Consider the following 16,725-nt stretch of genomic DNA (forward strand, 5'->3'; position numbering starts at 1 on the left):
TACCTACCGGCGGCGGCCGCCGGATTCATCGGCCGCCGCCGGAGAAATTTTCCTACGCCGTGACGAGCGACAGGCCGTAGGTCTGCAGGATCTCGTTCACCGGCTGGAACCACGTCTCGCCACCGGAGCTGCAGTTGCCCCAGCCACCGGAGGTGACGCCCTGAGCCTGGTCGCCCGTGATGAACGAACCGCCCGAGTCACCGGGTTCGGCGCAGACGTTCGTGCGGGTCATCTGGTAGACGGCACCCTGGGAGTAGTTGACGGTCTCGTTGAGCCCTTCGACGACACCGCAGTGCCAGTGCGTCGTCGAGCCCGAGCGGCACACCGACGTCCCGACCGGCGCGACCCACGAGCCGCGGACGAGCGCGTCGCTCACCGTGCCCCAGCCGAGCACGACCGGCGCGGTCCACCAGCCGTTGCCGATGCGGATGAACGAGTAGTCGTTGCCCGGGAAGGACGAACCGGCGAAGCTGCCCATGGCCGAGCCGTCCCAGCCGACCACCGAGCTGCCGACGCCGCCGCAGTGCCCGGCGCTGACGAAGCCGCCCTGCACCGAGAAGCCGATCGAGCAGCGGGTGTTGCCGTTGATGTAGTACGGGTCGCCGCCGACGGTCCCGGCCGAGAACGGCTCGGCGGCCGGCGCGGTCGCGACGGTGACCGGACCGGCTTCACGGGCTTTCGCGAGGAAGGCGTCGACGTCGGCGCCGTGCGCGCCCGGCCGCAGGGTGACGACGACGCTGCCGGCGCGCGGGTCGGTGCGCCAGCCGCTGACGGCCGCCGGCGCGGGGTTCGCCTTGGCGGACGCGTCGATCGCGGCCTTCGCGGCGTCGAGCTTGGCCGCGCTGACCTTCGCCGGCGCGGCTTCGGCACCGGCCTGCCGGACCGCTTGCGCCGCGGCCGGGTCGGTCACGCCGACGACGAGCTTGCCGAGCGCGGGGTCGAACCACGCGCCGCCGAACGCGGCCCCGGCGGCCCGCTGGGCGGCCGGCATGACCCGCGCGGCGGTCACTTCCTGACCGAGCCGGGTTTCGGCCTGGGCGGCGGTCAGGCCGAAGTCCCGCTGCATGGCGGCGATCAGTCCCGGCGACGCGACGGCCGGGCTGAGGGAGGACGAAGCGAGGGACGCGGTCAGGACGGCGACGCCGCCGAGGGTGAGGGCGATTCTTCGACGCATGAGGTCTCCTTCGGGCAGGGGGAAAGAAACACACCGTGCGCCGAGTGTGCGGGCGGCGGCGGAGGTGGTCCAGAAATGTCCGGTCTTCTGTCCGGAATTCGCGGAGGCGAACGACTGTCCACAGCGGACTTCCGGCATGGATGCATTGCCCGGCAAGGGTTTCCGGCGCGCGAAAGAAGCGCGATCCGGTGTCACCCGTCCGCGCCGACGAAGGTCTGGACCAAGTACAGCACGCGGGTGCGGACGGCGGCGGGAACCAGAGTCTGCGGGGCAGCAGACGTGCATGACCGTCCCCTGCCGGGCGGCCGTTGACAGTCCACGGCCCGGTCGCCGGCAATCGTATTTCCTATAGGATTCTGCGCAAGGGGGCTGCCGGCCGACGACGTCAGCGGACACGCCCGGGCCGACGGCATCACGCCGTCGAAAACGGGGACGCGGTGCCCCCGGAAACACCCGGGCTCGGAATCGACCGGGACCGGGACGCGATGAACGACCGGCGCACCTCCCGACGCCGGAAAACCGACACCGCCCGGCCACCCCGGAATGGGTGGCCGGACGGTTCTGCGGAAATCAGATTTCGTCGACCTGGTAGGTCACCACCCGCGCCGGGACCAGCAGCGCTCCCGAGCATTCCGCGACCGCCGGGCCGAATCCGTACGGCACGAAATCGCCGGCCACGAACCAGAACGCGCTGCCGTTGGCGCAGTGCGCGATCACGCGGTACCCGTACCCCTCGCCGGGGAAGCAGCTGACCGAAACCCCCTGGCCGAAGAGGGTTCCGTAGCGCTCGCCGAAACAGCCGGGTGGCGCGAAGTCGCCGCCGGCGGCGGCCGCGGGCACGACCGACAAGCCGAACAGCGAAAACACAGCGACCCCGAGAACCGCCCATTTCCTTCGCATGAAAACTCCTCAGCGCGGAGAGACCCGACGTTATGGAGCGTAGAAGCGCGGAAGAATTACCGGCAATTCATCGGGCCAGTGAATGCGGGTGCAGCGGAACGTCACCACACTGCTCCATCCGGGCTAGCCCGCGCCCCTGGACGGATGGCGGACGGGCGCGCAATTCCTCAACGGCTGACGCAAACCCGATCGCGGCCGGCGTTCTTCGCCGCGTAGACGGCCTTGTCCGCGGCGCCGAGCACCTCGTCCACCCCGCGGCCCGCGGCCGGGTGCACCGCCACGCCGATCGACACCGAGATCCCGGCGATCCGCGTCCCGTCCGCGGTCACGACGGCCAGCGCCGCCACCGCGTCGCGGATCCGTTCGGCGACCGCCACGGAGTGGACCCGCCCGATCCCCGGCAGCAGCACGACGAACTCCTCCCCGCCGAACCTGCCGACCGAGTCGTAGACCCGCACCTCGGCCCGGACGGCGCCGGCGACCGCCCGCAGGACGTCGTCGCCCGCCAGGTGCCCGTAGGTGTCGTTGACGCGTTTGAAGTGGTCGAGGTCGAGCATCAGGATCCCGCAGTCGCTCCCCGTCCGCGCCGCCCGGCTCAGCTCGGCCTCGGCCCGCGCCCGCCACTCCCCGCTGGTCAGCAAGCCGGTCTTGGGGTCGCGGGCCCGCAGCTCCAGGCGCCGGCCGAGCTCGCCGCGGTGCAGCAGCACGACCGGCAGCACCAGCAGCGGGACCAGCCACGGCCGCGCCGGCAGCAGCGCGGCCGCCACGACGCCGAGGCACAGCGTCGCCGCGTCGAGCAGGTTCTCCGACACCGAGCCCGCGAGGGACAGGAACGGGCGGCCCGGCTCGTGGAGCTTGAACCCGACCATCACGAGCAGCGTGTTGACCAGGGCCAACGTCAGGCCGGCCGCGATCGGCCCGGCCACGTCGGCGACGGCGCCGGCCGCGAAGACGGTAACCACGAGCGTCGCGGCCGAGCAGGTCGCCCGGTACAGCCTGCTGCCCGGCACGCCGCCCGCCGTGCGCCCCCACAGGTGCCCGTAGACCAGCACCGCGAGCACCGCGGCCGGGACCGGCGGCAGCACCAGCGCCCCGGCGAAGTACCACACCGAGGCGACGCTGACGTGCGGGTTCCGCGAGAGGAACCGGCGCATCCGCTCGGTCTTCGCCGACAGCTCGGTCTGCACGGCCGCCGAAGCCAGCAGGACGGCGAAGAAGAGCCACTCCCGCGGGGCCGGTTTCGTCGAGGGCACGGCCAGGACCAGCAACGCGACCGCACCGACCTCGATCGCGACGTAGTACGGCACGACCCCGGGCGGCACGCCGCGGTACGCGAAACGAGACTCCCCCTGCTGATCCACTTTCCCTCCCGTGTCCGTGGATCGGCCGGGCTCCCCCGCCCGGCGGTTCCAGGATAGGCGCACCGGGCGCGTCCCCGGAAGCCACCGGCCGGAGTGTCCTCAGTGGACGGTCAGTGGGCGAACGCGGTCAGGAAGCGGTCGCGGAAGGAGTCCATCTTCCAGACCGGTGCCTGCGCGGCCGGGTGCAGGCCGTCCGTCCAGCCCCAGCCGGCGATCCGGTCCAGCACCTTCGGGTCCTTGGCGACGATCGTGATCGGCACGTCGTGCACCGCGCCCTGCGGGGTGACGACCGGTGGCTGGTGGTCGCCGAGGAACACCAGGACGGTGTTCTCGTCGCCGTAGTGCTGCATGAACGAGATCAGGGTCTTGAGCGAGTAGTCGGTGGCGTCGCGGTAGGCGTCGCGGATCTTCGCCGGGTCCTTCCAGACCGACTCCGGCGCCTCGCCCGCGCCCGGCTGCGGCGCGAAGACCGAGCCGTCGCCGACCTGGTTCCAGTCCACCAGCCAGGGCCGCGGCGACCACGGCGCGTGGCTGGAGACGAGGTCGACCTCGGCCATCACCGGCTTCTGCGCGGCCTTCGCGAGCTCGGTGCGCTGCAGCATCGAGAGCGTGAACTGGTCGGGCATGGTGGCGTAGGCGTAGCCGGGGCCCTGGTAGCCGACGTGGTGGGCGTCGTAGTAGGCGTCCGGGTGGTAGAACTTCTGGCCCTCCGGCCAGTCCTTGGTGTGCGCCGGGACGTCCCACACGGTCTTCCAGCCGGCCCGCTGGAACGCCCCGCCCAGGGTCAGCCGGTCGCTCGCCAGGAGGTCGTTGTAGCGCTGCTGGTTGTCGATCCACATGCCCGACTGCACCGTCGAGTGGGCCAGCCAGCTCCCGCCGCCGAACGTCGAGGAGGACAGGAACGCGCTCTTGGCGCCGATGCCCGCCGCGCGCAGCTCGGCCGTGCCCGCGTCGAGCGTCGCGCCGATCTTCGGGGCGATGGCGGGGTCGTCCAGCGCGACCCGGCCGTAGCTCTCGACGAAGGTGAGCACGACGTTCTTGCCGCGCAGGCCGCCCAGCAGCTGGTCACCGGGCGTGCCGCGGAACGCGTCCTCGGCGGCGACCTCTCCGAACGGCCGCTGCTCACGCAGGTCCGCGCTGACCTGGCGCAGGTCGCCGTAGGCCAGCGCGGCGGCGCTCTGCGCGGCGAGCGGCCGGCCCGGCGCGAGTTCGACCCCGAACACCGAGCTGACGATCCAGACCACGCCGAGCACGGCCACCACGCGCGTCGCGCCGGTCCGGTGCCCCGCGGCGATCCGGCTCAGCCGCAGCACCGCCAGCACCATGAACACCACGACGGCGACCGCGAGCACGCCCGCGCCGGCGAGCGCGGCCATCGCGCCGGCCTCGCCGATCTGCCCGGCGAGGAACTCGACCCCGGCGCTGAAGAAGCTCCAGTCGTAGACCGGGTCGAACGGCTTCTCGAGCGTCGCGTAGAAGCCCGTGTCGAGCGCCTTCAGCACGACGAGCAGCCCGAGCGCCAGGCCGGCGAGCACCGCGACGACCCGGCGCGGCCGCGGCGGCAGCACCAGCACGAACGCGGCCATGACGATCCCCTCGACCGGCACTCGCACCAGCGCGTCGGCGGAAAAGGCGGTGAGGTCGTCCGGGGCGAGGAGCGCGAACAGCACCAGCAGCGCCGCGAGCGCGGTCACGACCACGCCCGCGACGGCGTGCCGCCGCCCGGTCCGGGGCAACCCGAAGTCGGGCAGCGGTGCGGCGGCTGGAACGGGCTTTCCGAGCATGCGGGCCTCACGTCGATCGCGGCGGTGACCGCCCGGCCCGTGCGGCGGGACCGGCGATCCTCACCCGGTATACGGGTTCGGGCCCCGGGCGGTTCAAGCGGCCTCCGCCGGCGGCCAGACGTACAGCTTTTCCGGGACGATCCGGACGATCAGCCGCTGCGCGTCCGGTTCCGGCGGCGGTGTCTTCCCGCCCATGTACCGGTCGTACATTTCGTGCAGCAGCACCTTTTCCGGGTCGGCGGTGATCTCGACGGCGCCCCGGACCTCGACGTACCGGCCGGGGTTGGTGGAAACCAGCAGGCTGACCCGCGGGTCGCGTTCCATGTTCCGGGTCTTCAGCCGCCCCTTGATGGTGCTGAAGACGACGGTGTCGCCGTCGCGCTTGACGAAGATCACCGACGACTGCGGCCGGCCGTCGGCGTTCGAGGTGGCGAGCACCGCCGTGTGCGGGCCGTCGAGCACTTCGCGGGCGGCTTCGGTCAAGGGCACGGTCATCGGGACGTCCTTTCCGGGTTTTCGAACAGCCACTGCCGGAAAGTCAGCAGGCCGGGGTGCAGTGCGCGGACTTCGGCGGGATCGCGGGCCCCCGCGTACGCGGTTTCGAAGTCCTGGGTGAACCGGAACATGTTGGCCAGTTCCGCGGGAAACGCGGTCACGGGGACGTCCTGGAACCGCACCGGTTCGCCGAGGAATTCGGCGAACCCGGCCGCGAGTTCGGCGCCGGTGAGGTTTTCGCCGGTGACGCTCACCGTTTTCCCCGCCAGTTCCGGGCGCCGGAGGATCGCGTGGGCGCAGCGGCCGATGTCCGCCACCGCGATGCCGGGCAGCCGCGCGGACCCCAGCGGCAGCGCCAGCGTGCGGACGCCGTCGTCGCCGCGAGCCGGGCCGCCGCTGTCGAGGAGGTTTTCCCAGTAGAAGGCCGTGCGCAGGAACGTGGTCGAGGCGGCGTCGAACTCCGCGTCGGCGGCGCCCTTGGCGTCGTAGTGCGGGACCAGGTAACCCCCGGGCAGCGGCGGCATCCGGTCGTCGCCGGGCCGGACGAACGTCCGGGTGTCTTCGAACGTCGACCACACCACGTGCGCGACGCCGGCCCGGCGGGCCGCCGCGGCCATCGTGGCGGCGTGGGCGGTTTCCCGTTCCGGCGGGTGTTCCTGGGCGTTGGTGACGCAGAAGGCGCCGTACGCGCCGGTGAAGGCCGCCTCGACGGACGCGGGGTCGTCGAGGTCGGCGACCACCACTTCCGCACCCAGCCCGGCCAGTTCCTTCGCGCGCGGCGAACCCGCGTCGCGCGTGACGGCCCGGACGGTGAAGCCGCCGTCCGGGTCCGCGGCGATCGAGCGGACCAGCCCGCCGCCCTGCCGCCCGGTGGCGCCGACGACGGCGACCACGCGTTTTTCGTTCGGAGAAGTGCTCATGCCCGTACCGACCCGGCCCGCCCGGCAAAGGAATCGGCCGCTACCCGAGTTCGCCGGTTCCAAACCCGGGCGGCGACCTTTCACCCGGGAAAGGGGCGGTAATACCCACGACAGGTGAGTGGGTACGGCCATTCGGTTGCGGGCCGGTTGCGCCGGTGTTCTCCTCGGGGTGTCCGAAGATCGGATTCCGAACGGAGGCACCGATGAACCTGTTCGACAAGGCCAAGGAAGCGCTCGGCAAGCACCCGGACCAGGCCGACCAGGGTGTGGACAAGGCCGCCGACGCCGCCAAGCAGCGGTTCGGCGAGCACTCCGACAAGATCGACCAGGGCTCGGAGAAGGTGAAGGACTACCTGCACAACCAGGGCGGCGGACAGCAGGACGCGCCCCCGCAGTGAGCCCGGCCCGGCCCTCGCCGCCGCCGTGAGCCCGGCCCGGCCATCGCCGTCGGCCCGGCCCGGCCCGGCCCGGCCGTCGCCGCCGCACCGCACCCGGCGCGGCGGCGGGCCGGCCGGCACCGGGCTTGGCGAGCCCGCCTGTCCGTCCGGGGAGGTCGGGCGAAGCCGCGTGGCTCCGCCGCTCCGCCACCGGTGACCGGCCGTCTTGAATGAGTCATTCAGGACCTGGGAGGTCCTGAATGACTCATTCAAGACGATCGAGCGGAGCCGGCAGCGGCGGCGGGCAGCAGGACCCACCCGCAGCGGGCCGCGACCGGCGCGTCCGTGCCGGAGCGGGGCCGGCCGGCACCGGCGCCGGTGAGCCCGTCCAGCCGTCCGGGGGAAGGACGCTTCGCTCCCCGTCCGGCTGGGTACCACCGGCTCCGTGGTCGCCACCTACCTCGTCCCCGTCCGGACGGCCCTCATCCTCTTCCCGTTCCTCGTGCTGGCCGTCATGCTGCCCGCCGCGTTCGTCAGCTACCGCCGGCGCGGCCGCGCGGGCGGCTGGCCGACGTTCGTCTTCTACGCGTTCCTCTTCTACCTGCTGGCGATCGCGACGCAGACGGTGCTGCCGCTGCCCGCCGACCCGGCGTACTGCGCGGGGCACACCTACGCGAGTTCTCCGCAGTTGCGGCCTTTCTACTTCGTCGAAGTCGTGTCGCAGCGCGCTCGCGGGCACTGGAGCCCCGGCGCGCTGCTGCACAACCCGGCGGTCTGGACCACCGCGCTCAACGTCGTGATGCTGGCGCCGCTGGGGTTCTACGTCCGCTACGCGCAGCGGATGCGGCTCGTCCCCGCGACGCTCATCGGCTTCGGCGTCTCGCTGTTCTTCGAGCTGACGCAGCTGACCGGCCTGTGGTTCGTCTACCCCTGCCCGTACCGGCTCTTCAGCGTCGACGACCTGATCCTCAACACCGCCGGCGTCGTCGTGGGCTGGCTGGTCGCCGGTCCGCTCGGCAAGCTGCTGCCCTCGCCGGAGCCGGAGCACGACCGGCGCCGCTACGCCGCGAAGGTCACCTTCACCCGCCGGCTCTTCGCCCTGGCCACCGACCTGCTCGGGTTCGCCGCGCTGCTCGGCTTCCTGTTCGGCCTGCTCACGCTGTTCGGCGAGGACCTGACCCACCGCGACACGCCGGTCGTCATCCTCGCCCTCGTGTGGTTCGTGGTGCTGCCCGCGGTGACCGGGTCGACGCCCGGGAAGCGGGCGATGCTGCTGCGCGTGGTGCGCCGGGGACGGCGCCGGGCCGGCCCGATCGCGCTGCTGGTCCGCAACGGCGTCCTGCTCTCGCCGCTGTGGCTGGCGTGGCTGGTGCTCGACGTGGACCGCTGGGACCTCGGCAGCCACCCCGGACTGCTGCTCCTGCCGGTCGCGCTGGCCGCGTCGGTGTTCGTCGTGGGCGTCTGGACGCCGCTGGCCGTGCTGCTCGACGGCGAGCACCGGGCACCCTACGAACGGCTGACGCGGACGGTGAACGTGGCCATCGTGCCGGACGTCCCGGAGCCCGGGGCGGCGCCCGAACCGGCCCGCCGGGAGGAAGTCCTTAAAGGACGGTGACGGGGACACCGGGCTGCCCGGGCCGGGCGGCGCTGGTAGATTGCGTCGGGAGCAGGTTGAGCCGCCAGCCCGCGCCCTGATCCCCATCCTGGAGTTCTGCATGACAACCGACGCAACGCGGCCGCGGCAGCGGTACACCGGTGACGGCTGGTCGCTCGACGTCGGCGAAGACGCGGACCCGCGGATCATCACTCTCCGTGGCGAATTCGACTTCGCGGTCTCGGCGAAGCTGGCCGAGGCGCTCCCGCAGGAGCCCGGGGCCGAGGACGTCGTGCTGGACATGTCCGAAGTCGAGTACTGCGACTCCAGCTGCCTGCAGGTCCTGCTGCGGCTGGGCAGCGGGCTGCGCGCGGCGGGCGGCCGGCTGGCCGTCGTGACGACCGTCCCCGCCGTGCTCCGGCCGATCGAACTGCTCCGCCTCGGCGACGTCATGCCGGTGCACCCGAGCGTCGCCGCGGTCCGGGCTTCCTGGGGCGAAGAAGCATGACCTCCTCCGATACCCGTGTCGGCGGGCCCGGATCCGGGCATGAAGAAGGGGAGGGCTTCTCCCCGGAGCCCGGCACGGACAGGGAGGCGGACGTGAACCTGAGAACGATCCGGCACGAGCTCGGCATCACCGCCGAGCTCACCGAGCTGGCGAAAGTCCGGCACTGGGTCCGCACCGTCCTGCGGGAGTTCCCGGCGAACGTGGTCAGCACCGCGGTCATGGTGGTCGACGAGCTGACTTCGAACGCGCTGCGCCACGGCCGCGCGCCCTACCACGTGCGACTGCTGCCCGGCGCCGCGAAGCTGCGGATCGAGGTCGACGACGGCGGGGGCGAGCCCGCGCGCCGGCGGACGCCGTCCGACCAGGGCGGCCGCGGGCTGCTGCTGGTGGAGCGCTGCGCGGCGGCCTGGGGCCAGCTGCGCCGGCCCAGCGGCAAGACCCTGTGGGCCGAGCTGACCACTGACGACCCCGCTGGTGCGCATGGCTGACCCGGCGCGCAGCACGCCGACCGTCCCGGACACCGGCGACCTGGGCTGGGCAGCCGCGCCCGTGGCGGCCGTCTGCGCCGACACCGCCGGGGTCGTCCTCGCCCTCAACGAAGCCGCCCGCACGCTCTTCCCGGGTGCCGAGCCCGGCGGCCGGCTCGCCGAGGCCGTGCCGGACTGGCTGATGGCCGCGCACGACCGCCGCGGCGACGAGGTCGTCCGCGGCGCCGTCGGCCCCCAGTCCTTCGCGGCGCACCGGATCCCGCACGGCGAATCCGTCACGTGGTGGCTGATCGACGAGACCGACGCCCGCGGGGCCCGGGATGCCCTGGTCCGCGAACAGGAGCGGACCGCGTTCCTCAGCGACGCCTCGGCCGCGCTGCTCGGCTCGCTCAACCTGGAACGCTGCATGGAGGTCGCCGCCCGCCTCGCCGCGCAGCACCTCGCCGACGCCGCCCTCGTCCTGGCGCCCACCACCGGCGCGACCTACCCCGCCGTCACCTGCGTGCGCGGCGGGGAGCCGACGCGGGCCCGGCTCGAAATCGACCCCGACGACCTGCCCGGCCTCGGCGAGGCGCTGCAGGGCTTCCCCCCGGTGCCCTCGCGCTGGCTCGACCCGGAAGCGGCACCCGGCTGGGTGCTCCCGGCGGGCTTCGGCCCGGTCGGCTCGATCGTCGTCACGCCGCTGCCCGGCCACGGCGTCCCCGCCGGCGCGCTGGTGCTGCTCCGCCGCGGCGACCGGGCGTCGTTCACCGACTCCGAAGAGCTCTTCGCCCGGCTGTTCGCGGCGCGGGCCGGCGCGGCGATGTCGGCGGCGCGCGTGTTCGCGCTGCAGGCGTCGATAACCGACACGCTGATGCGCGAGCTGCTCCCGCCGACGCTCGAGCAGCTCGGCGGCGTCGAGTTCGCCGGCCGCTACCGCCCGGCCCGCGACGGCGAACGCATCGGCGGCGACTTCTACGACGTGCACTCGGCGCTCACCACCGACGGCGACGAGTCGCTGGCCGTGCTCGGTGACGTCTGCGGCAAGGGCCTCGACGCCGCGGTGCTGACCGGCAAGATCCGCACCACGCTGCGCGCCCTGCTGCCGATCGCCGACGACCACGAGCGGCTGCTGAACCTGCTGAACCGCACGCTCGCCGACGGCCGGAACGCCCGGTTCGTCACGCTCGTGCTCGCCTCGGCGCGCCGCGAGGGCGCCACCGTCCGCCTGCGGGTCACCTGCGCCGGCCACCCGCCGCCCCTGATCGTCCGGGCCGACGGCCGGGTCGAGGAGGCCGACACCCACGGGAGCCTGATCGGCGTGCTGCCCGAGATCGAGTCGTCCGGCACGGACGTCACGCTCGACCCCGGCGAGACGTGCCTGCTCTACACCGACGGGATCGTCGAGGCCCGCGGCGGCCCGCTCGGGGACGCGATGTTCGGCGAGGACCGGCTCCGGCAGTCCCTCACCGAGTGCGCGAACATGCCCGCCGACGCCGTCGTCGAGCGGATCCAGATGCTCGCGTCGCAGTGGATCGGCCGCGGCGCCCACGACGACATGGCCGTGCTGGCGATCACCGCGCCGCGCGGCCAGCACCTGGCCGCGGTCGGCGGCCACGGTCGCGGGCGGTACACGGCATGAGCACCCCCACCCGCACGCCCGGGGTGGCCGAGCACGCCGAACGGCTCTGGGACGCCGTCACGACGGGCGACGAGTACGCCGCCGGCGACGTCGTGGTCCAGGCGCTCGGGGCCGGCGCGGACCCGGAGAGCCTGCTGCTCGACGTGATCGGCGCGGTGCAGCGCAAGGTCGGCCAGGAGTGGGCGGCCAACCGCCTCACCGTGGCCCAGGAGCACGCCGCGACCGCGATCAACGACCGCGTCATCGCGACCTTCGGGTACGTGCTGAAGCGGCCGGAACCGCACCTCGGCCGGATCACCGTCGCCTGCGTCGACGGCGAGTGGCACGCGATGCCCGCCCGGCTGCTCGCCGAAGTGCTGCGGCTGCGCGGCTTCCGGGTCGACTACCTCGGCGCGCAGGTGCCCGCCCCGCACCTGGTCGCCCACCTGCACCGCACCGGGCCGGACGCGGTCGCGCTGTCCGGGTCGATCGCGACCCGGCTGCCGACCGCGCACGCCACGATCACCGCGTGCCAGGCGGCCGCGACGCCGGTCATCGCCGGCGGTGCCGCGTTCGGGCCCGACGGCCGGTACGCCCGGTTGCTCGGCGCCGAGGCGTGGGCGCCGGACGCGCGCTCCGCCGCCGACCGGCTGGCCGAGCCGCTCCCCCGCCCGCACGCCGGGCACCAGCCGCTCGACGACCTGCCGCACCTGGCCGACCAGGAGTACACGCTGGTCACGCGCAGCGCGGGCCGGCTGGTGAAGGCGGTGCTGGCCGGGCTGGAGGAGCGCGTCCCGGCCATGCGGACCTACACCGACCTGCAGCGTCAGCACACCGCCGAGGACCTCGCCCACATCGTCGAGTTCCTGGCGACCGCGCTGTACGTCGGCGACGCGGAGCTGTTCACCGGCTTCCTGAGCTGGACCGCCGGCATCCTCACCGCGCGCGGCGTCCCGGCCGCCTCGCTGGTTCCCGCCCTCGAGCTGCTCGAGGCGGAGCTGCGCGACTTCCCGCGGGCCACCGGCCTGCTCGGCGCGGCTCGCACGCACGTGGCGGGCCCGGCCGCCGGATCGGGGCTCTCGGCATGACGTTGACCTGTACGTGGGTCCCGGACGGCGAAACGGCCCGCGTCACGATCACCGGTGCCCTGGAGTTCGCCACGGCGGCGACACTGCTGCACCTGGTCACCGACCGGCTGGCCGACGACGGAATCCGGGACGTGCGGCTCGACTGCGCCGGGCTCGCCTTCTGCGACTCCTCCGGGCTGTCGACCCTGCTGCTGGTCCACCGCGCGGTCACCGGCGCGGGCGCCCGGCTGCACCTGGACAACCGCCCGCGTTCGCTCGACCGGCTGCTGGCCGTCACCGGGACGGCGGCGTACCTGACCGGCGAGGCCCCGCCGTCCCGGGCCCGGCTCGACTCCTAGGCGCGCAGCCGGGCCAGCTCCCACGGGTCGTGGGCGCTGAAGACCGTCACCTCGCCGCCGTGCCTTCGGACGAGTTCGCGCAGCCGCGCCTGCGTGCCCAGGCGCAGGTCGTGGTGGATTTCCGAGCGGGTCTGGACGACGTCGAGGACCGGGTGCGGCTCGGGCACGGGGTCGAGCTCCCGGTGGTAGTAGTACGCGTCGCCGCAGTGCAGGAGCCAGCGGCTGCCGTCGTGGACGGCGACCCCCGCGTGGCCCGCGGTGTGCCCGCCGAGCGGGACGAGCCGGATGCCGGCGTCGATTCCCCGCAGCGGGATCGACGCGAAGCCGAACCAGTCGTCCCCGGACGGCTGTTCATAGGTCTCCCACTTCGGCCCGTGCGCCCAGTGCGCGGGCCGGTAGCGGAAGCTGGGCGCCTCGGCCTGAGCCGCGTCCTTCTCGGCTGCGAGGACGTGGACCCGGGCGTCGGGGAAGTCGGGCAGGCCGCCGCAGTGGTCGACGTCGAGGTGCGTGACGACCACGTGCCGCACGTCTTCGGGTGCGAAGCCGAGCCGGGCGATCTGGCGGACGGCGGTCTCGTCTTCGGACAGCAGCGGCTGGGCCATCGCGACCCAGTCGCCGCCCAGCGTGGCGGCGGGGTCATGGACGTCGTCGAGGCCGAGGCCGGTTTCGACGAGCACGAGACCGTCGTGGTCGGTTTCGGCGAGCAGGCAGTGGTTGACCGCGGGCGCGGGCGGCAGGCCGGGGGCTTCGATCTGGCGTACGGACCCGCAGTTGAGGTGGTGGATCTTCATGGCCGCCATCGTCGGACTTGAACTACGCTTCAAGTCAAGGAGGCTTTCCATGACGCTGCTCGACATCGCCGAGGTCGCCGAAAAGTCCGGGCTGGCGCCGTCGGCGCTGCGGTTCTACGAGAAGCGCGGGCTCGTCGAGCCGGCCGGCCGCAACGGCCTGCGCCGCACGTACCACCCGGACGTCCTGCGGCGCCTCGACCTGGTCGCCTGCGCCCGCGGGGCGGGGTTCACGATCGCGGAGATCGCCCGGTTCCTGGTGGCAACACCGAGCGACGCCGCCCTGCGCGAGCGCATGGCGGCCAAGGCAACCGAGCTCGAGGACACGATCGACCGCCTGACCCGAATGCGCAACAGCCTGCGGCACGCGGCTACCTGCGACCACGTGCCGCTCGTCGAATGCCCGGATTTCAAGCAGGCGATTTCGTAGCCTTCGCCGGCTTCGACGGTGTCTTGGCCGGGCTTCCGGCCTCGTCAGTTGTCGAAGATCCGCCAATCACTCGTCGACCACCACAACCCCGGCGCTGCGCAGGCGTTCAGCGTCGAAACCGGCCGGCCAGACGGTCTGCGCACTCGACCGGGCGCCGGTGAGGTCGGCTCCTTCGAGACGAGCTTCGTACAGGTTCGCTTCGCGCAGGTTCGCGCCTTGCAGATTCGCGTGTTGCAGATTCGCCCGGCGCATATCGGGCGTCGACGAGATCCGCCCCGCGAAGGTTCACGCGGGACAGATAAAGCCGAACCGGCTTCTTCGCAGGCTGACGGTTGCCGAGCACCCACATCGCTGTCTGCACGTCAGGAGCGTGGTGCTGGAGCCAGGACACCTGCCCATCCGAGCTCGGCGGCATCCGATTCGATATCTCCGCCGACGCGCACCTCTGGTCTGTCGTTGCCGAGCTGGTCGACTGCATGGGTGAATCGATCGGTGATCTGGCCTTCTCGGCTGATCTTGGTCTGCTGCCACGTCGCCAGCAGACCGATTGCCACGAATATGCCGCCAAGTCCCTGCAGCAGAGGAGTTCGAGCGTTGTTTTCCAACGCACTGCGGGCCAGCTGGAGCTCGATACGCTGAGTCGCGGTGGGCACGTTCTGCAGTTCTACGGACGACAGCGGCGGGTACAGCAACCTCGGCAGCAGTGCAAAAGTTCCCACCGGTCAGCCTGTCACAGTCCGTGAGACGGCGGAAGTCGCCGGCCAGCGGACGACGCGCCTCAACCCTCCTGACGAGCCAGCTTCGACGGCCACCAGACGCGGCGCCCGACGTCGACCGTCAGCGCCGGCACCAGCAGCGATCGCACCAGGAACGTGTCCAGCAGGACGCCGAACGCCACGATGAACGCGATCTGGGCGAGGAACAGGATCGGGATCACCGCCAGCGCCGAGAACGTCGCGGCGAGCACCACCCCCGCCGACGTGATCACTCCGCCGGTCAGCGACAGCCCGCGCAGCGTGCCTTCGCGCGTGCCGCGGGTCAGCGCCTCCTCGCGGACGCGGGTCATCAGGAAGATGTTGTAGTCGATCCCCAGGGCCACCAGGAAGACGAACCCGAACAGCGGCACGACCGGGTCCGCGCCCGGGAAGTCGAGAATGTGGTTGAACACCACCGCGGACACGCCCATCGTCGCGGCGAACGAGAGCACCACCGTCGCGATCAGCAGCAGCGGCGCGAGCAGCGACCGCAGCAGCAGGGCCAGCACCAGGAAGATGACTAGCAGCACGATCGGGATGATCAGCGCCCGGTCGTGTTCCGACGTCCGCTGCGTGTCGAGCTGGATCGCCGTCGGGCCGCCGACCTTCGCGTTCGCGCCGGGGACCGCGTGCACGGCGTCCCGCAGCCGCCCGACCGTCGCGACCGCCGCCTCGGAGTCGGCCGGATCGTTCAGCACCGACAGGATCTGCACGCGGCCGTTCACCACCTTGGGCAGCGGCACCGACTGCGCCACTCCGTCCAATTCGGACGCGGCCAGCACCGCAGGCACGGCGTCCGCGTCGGCGATCGTGATGGCGGGCGCGCCGAGGCCGCCCGGGAAGTGCCGGCCGAGGACGTCCTGCCCGGTCCCGGATTCCACCTGGGTGAGGAAGACGTCGGACTGCGCGGTGCCGGACGCCTTGAGCTGCGGCAGGAACGCGACGCCGACGCCGAGGACCAGCGCCGTCACCACCCAGACCACGCGCGGGCGGCGGCCGACCAGGCGGGCCACGCGCCCCCAGACGCCGGACGTCTCGGGGTGCGGTGAGCCGAGCGCCGGCTTGAACGGCCAGAACGCGCCGCGGCCGCACAAGGCCAGCACGGCGGGCAGGAACGTCGTCGAGGCCAGCAGCGCGGCGCCGATGCCGATCGCGGCGACCGGGCCGAGGCCCTTGTTCGAGTTCAGGTCGCTGAACAGCAGGCACAGCACCCCGAGGATCACGGTGCCGGCCGAGGCGGCGATCGGTTCGAGCGTCGCGCGCCAGGCGAGCTTCAGCGCGTCGAAGCGGCTCGGCGTGTCCCGCAGCTGTTCCCGGTACCGGGCGACGGTCAGCAGCGCGTAGTCGGTCGCCGCGCCGAACACGAGGATCGAGAGGATGCCTTGGCTCTGGCCGTTGAGCGCCAGGACGTCGTTCTTCGCCAGCAGGTAGACGACGAGGCTCGCGAGGCCGAGCGCGAAGACCGCCGACAGCAGCACGAGGAACGGCAGCAGCGGGCTCCGGTAGACGACGATGAGGATCAGCGCGACGACGCCGCCGGCGACGAGCAGCAGGATGCCGTCGATGCCGCCGAAGGCCGTCACCAGGTCCGCGATCTGCCCGGCGGGCCCGGTGACCAGCACGGTGAGCCCGTCGGGAGCGCCGGTGAGCTTCGCGCGGACCTCCTTCACGACGTCGGCGGGGTTGCCGTCGGCGAGGATCGGGACGGCCAGCTGCACGGCTTGGTCGTCGCGCGGCGCCTTCTCGGGCTGCCCGAGCGGCCCGACGACGCCGGGGACCGTGCCCAGCTCCGCGGCCTTGGCGTCGAGGAACCGGTGGTCTTCGGTGGTCAGGCCGGTGGAGCGTTCCGCGACGACGGTCGCGGGCAGCACCTGGCGCGGGGTGAAGGCCTTCTGCTCGTCGGAGACCTCGGTGGCCTCGGCCGAGCGCGGCAGGAAAGCGGCGTTGTCGTTCTTCGCGACTTCGCCGAGCTTCCCGGCGAACGGGCCGCCGAACCCGCCCAGGCCGAGCCAGGCGATCACCAGGAGGGCGGGGATCAGCCAGCGGAGGCGGCGCGGCTTGTCGTTCATGGTCGCTAAGGTCCTTTCGAGGGCGAACACGCCCAATTGTTCAGCAAGCTGAACAT

18 protein-coding genes are annotated in these 16,725 nt (G+C 72.7%); 8 read left to right on the forward strand and 10 right to left on the reverse strand.

Annotation, left to right across the window (positions count from 1 at the left end):
- Nucleotides 1–52 precede the first annotated feature (52 nt).
- The 6 genes from ACERZO_RS15925 to ACERZO_RS15950 all read right to left on the reverse strand — a co-directional run bounded on the left by ACERZO_RS15925 (nt 53) and on the right by ACERZO_RS15950 (nt 6,634).
- On the reverse strand, nt 53–1,174 hold the full coding sequence (locus ACERZO_RS15925) for a S1 family peptidase (RefSeq protein WP_372665406.1): 1,122 nt from the start codon (nt 1,172–1,174) through the stop codon (nt 53–55).
- 570 nt (nt 1,175–1,744) lie between these two features.
- A complete protein-coding gene (locus ACERZO_RS15930) occupies nt 1,745–2,074 on the reverse strand; it encodes a hypothetical protein (RefSeq protein WP_372665407.1) in 330 nt (109 codons plus the stop codon).
- Between the two features lie 167 nt (nt 2,075–2,241).
- Nucleotides 2,242–3,435 carry a GGDEF domain-containing protein gene (locus ACERZO_RS15935; RefSeq protein ID WP_372665408.1) on the reverse strand — a complete coding sequence of 398 codons (1,194 nt, stop codon included), beginning with the start codon at nt 3,433–3,435 and terminating at the stop codon, nt 2,242–2,244.
- 110 nt (nt 3,436–3,545) lie between these two features.
- Entirely contained in the window at nt 3,546–5,219 is a 1,674-nt protein-coding gene (locus tag ACERZO_RS15940) for a sulfatase-like hydrolase/transferase (protein WP_372665409.1), read from the reverse strand.
- A 93-nt stretch (nt 5,220–5,312) separates the two neighbouring features.
- Entirely contained in the window at nt 5,313–5,714 is a 402-nt protein-coding gene (locus ACERZO_RS15945; RefSeq protein ID WP_372665410.1) for a PPOX class F420-dependent oxidoreductase, read from the reverse strand.
- Nucleotides 5,711–6,634 carry an NmrA/HSCARG family protein gene (locus tag ACERZO_RS15950; RefSeq protein WP_372665411.1) on the reverse strand — a complete coding sequence of 308 codons (924 nt, stop codon included), beginning with the start codon at nt 6,632–6,634 and terminating at the stop codon, nt 5,711–5,713. The genes ACERZO_RS15945 and ACERZO_RS15950 overlap by 4 nt, the downstream gene beginning before the upstream one ends.
- A gap of 203 nt (nt 6,635–6,837) precedes the next feature.
- On the opposite strand from ACERZO_RS15950, the gene ACERZO_RS15955 reads away from it, so the two are divergent.
- The 7 genes from ACERZO_RS15955 to ACERZO_RS15985 all read left to right on the forward strand — a co-directional run bounded on the left by ACERZO_RS15955 (nt 6,838) and on the right by ACERZO_RS15985 (nt 12,627).
- Nucleotides 6,838–7,032 (forward strand): antitoxin, encoded by a 195-nt coding sequence (locus ACERZO_RS15955; protein WP_372665412.1) that lies wholly within the window; start codon nt 6,838–6,840, stop codon nt 7,030–7,032.
- Between the two features lie 424 nt (nt 7,033–7,456).
- Nucleotides 7,457–8,626: a VanZ family protein gene (locus tag ACERZO_RS15960; protein ID WP_372665413.1), complete on the forward strand. Its 1,170-nt coding sequence runs from the start codon at nt 7,457–7,459 to the stop codon at nt 8,624–8,626.
- 100 nt (nt 8,627–8,726) lie between these two features.
- A complete protein-coding gene (locus ACERZO_RS15965; RefSeq protein WP_372665414.1) occupies nt 8,727–9,113 on the forward strand; it encodes an STAS domain-containing protein in 387 nt (128 codons plus the stop codon).
- 92 nt (nt 9,114–9,205) lie between these two features.
- Nucleotides 9,206–9,601 (forward strand): ATP-binding protein, encoded by a 396-nt coding sequence (locus tag ACERZO_RS15970; protein ID WP_372665415.1) that lies wholly within the window; start codon nt 9,206–9,208, stop codon nt 9,599–9,601.
- Nucleotides 9,594–11,222 carry a PP2C family protein-serine/threonine phosphatase gene (locus tag ACERZO_RS15975; protein WP_372665417.1) on the forward strand — a complete coding sequence of 543 codons (1,629 nt, stop codon included), beginning with the start codon at nt 9,594–9,596 and terminating at the stop codon, nt 11,220–11,222. The genes ACERZO_RS15970 and ACERZO_RS15975 overlap by 8 nt, the downstream gene beginning before the upstream one ends.
- A complete protein-coding gene (locus ACERZO_RS15980; protein WP_372665418.1) occupies nt 11,219–12,289 on the forward strand; it encodes a cobalamin B12-binding domain-containing protein in 1,071 nt (356 codons plus the stop codon). The genes ACERZO_RS15975 and ACERZO_RS15980 overlap by 4 nt, the downstream gene beginning before the upstream one ends.
- Nucleotides 12,286–12,627: an STAS domain-containing protein gene (locus tag ACERZO_RS15985; RefSeq protein WP_372665419.1), complete on the forward strand. Its 342-nt coding sequence runs from the start codon at nt 12,286–12,288 to the stop codon at nt 12,625–12,627. The genes ACERZO_RS15980 and ACERZO_RS15985 overlap by 4 nt, the downstream gene beginning before the upstream one ends.
- Here the strand turns inward: ACERZO_RS15985 and ACERZO_RS15990 are convergent.
- The gene (locus tag ACERZO_RS15990) at nt 12,624–13,418 is read right to left on the reverse strand and encodes an MBL fold metallo-hydrolase (protein WP_372665420.1); all 795 of its coding nucleotides are present in this window, start codon (nt 13,416–13,418) and stop codon (nt 12,624–12,626) included. The two genes, ACERZO_RS15985 and ACERZO_RS15990, sit on opposite strands and share 4 nt — an antisense overlap.
- 49 nt (nt 13,419–13,467) lie before the next feature.
- On the opposite strand from ACERZO_RS15990, the gene ACERZO_RS15995 reads away from it, so the two are divergent.
- A complete protein-coding gene (locus tag ACERZO_RS15995; RefSeq protein WP_372665421.1) occupies nt 13,468–13,845 on the forward strand; it encodes a MerR family transcriptional regulator in 378 nt (125 codons plus the stop codon).
- Nucleotides 13,846–13,911: 66 nt separating this feature from the next.
- Here ACERZO_RS15995 and ACERZO_RS16000 read toward each other — a convergent pair whose 3' ends face one another.
- From ACERZO_RS16000 to ACERZO_RS16010, 3 genes are all read right to left on the reverse strand, one after another.
- Complete coding sequence (locus ACERZO_RS16000) at nt 13,912–14,097, reverse strand: pentapeptide repeat-containing protein (RefSeq protein ID WP_372665422.1); 186 nt, start codon at nt 14,095–14,097, stop codon at nt 13,912–13,914.
- 110 nt (nt 14,098–14,207) lie between these two features.
- Nucleotides 14,208–14,564, reverse strand: a complete 357-nt coding sequence (locus tag ACERZO_RS16005; RefSeq protein WP_372665423.1) for a hypothetical protein — start codon at nt 14,562–14,564, stop codon at nt 14,208–14,210.
- A gap of 59 nt (nt 14,565–14,623) precedes the next feature.
- Nucleotides 14,624–16,669: an MMPL family transporter gene (locus tag ACERZO_RS16010; RefSeq protein ID WP_372665424.1), complete on the reverse strand. Its 2,046-nt coding sequence runs from the start codon at nt 16,667–16,669 to the stop codon at nt 14,624–14,626.
- Between the last annotated feature and the right edge of the window lie 56 nt (nt 16,670–16,725).

Origin of the sequence: Amycolatopsis kentuckyensis (assembly GCF_041679295.1) — a bacterium.
In the GTDB taxonomy this organism is placed as follows: domain Bacteria; phylum Actinomycetota; class Actinomycetes; order Mycobacteriales; family Pseudonocardiaceae; genus Amycolatopsis; species Amycolatopsis kentuckyensis_A.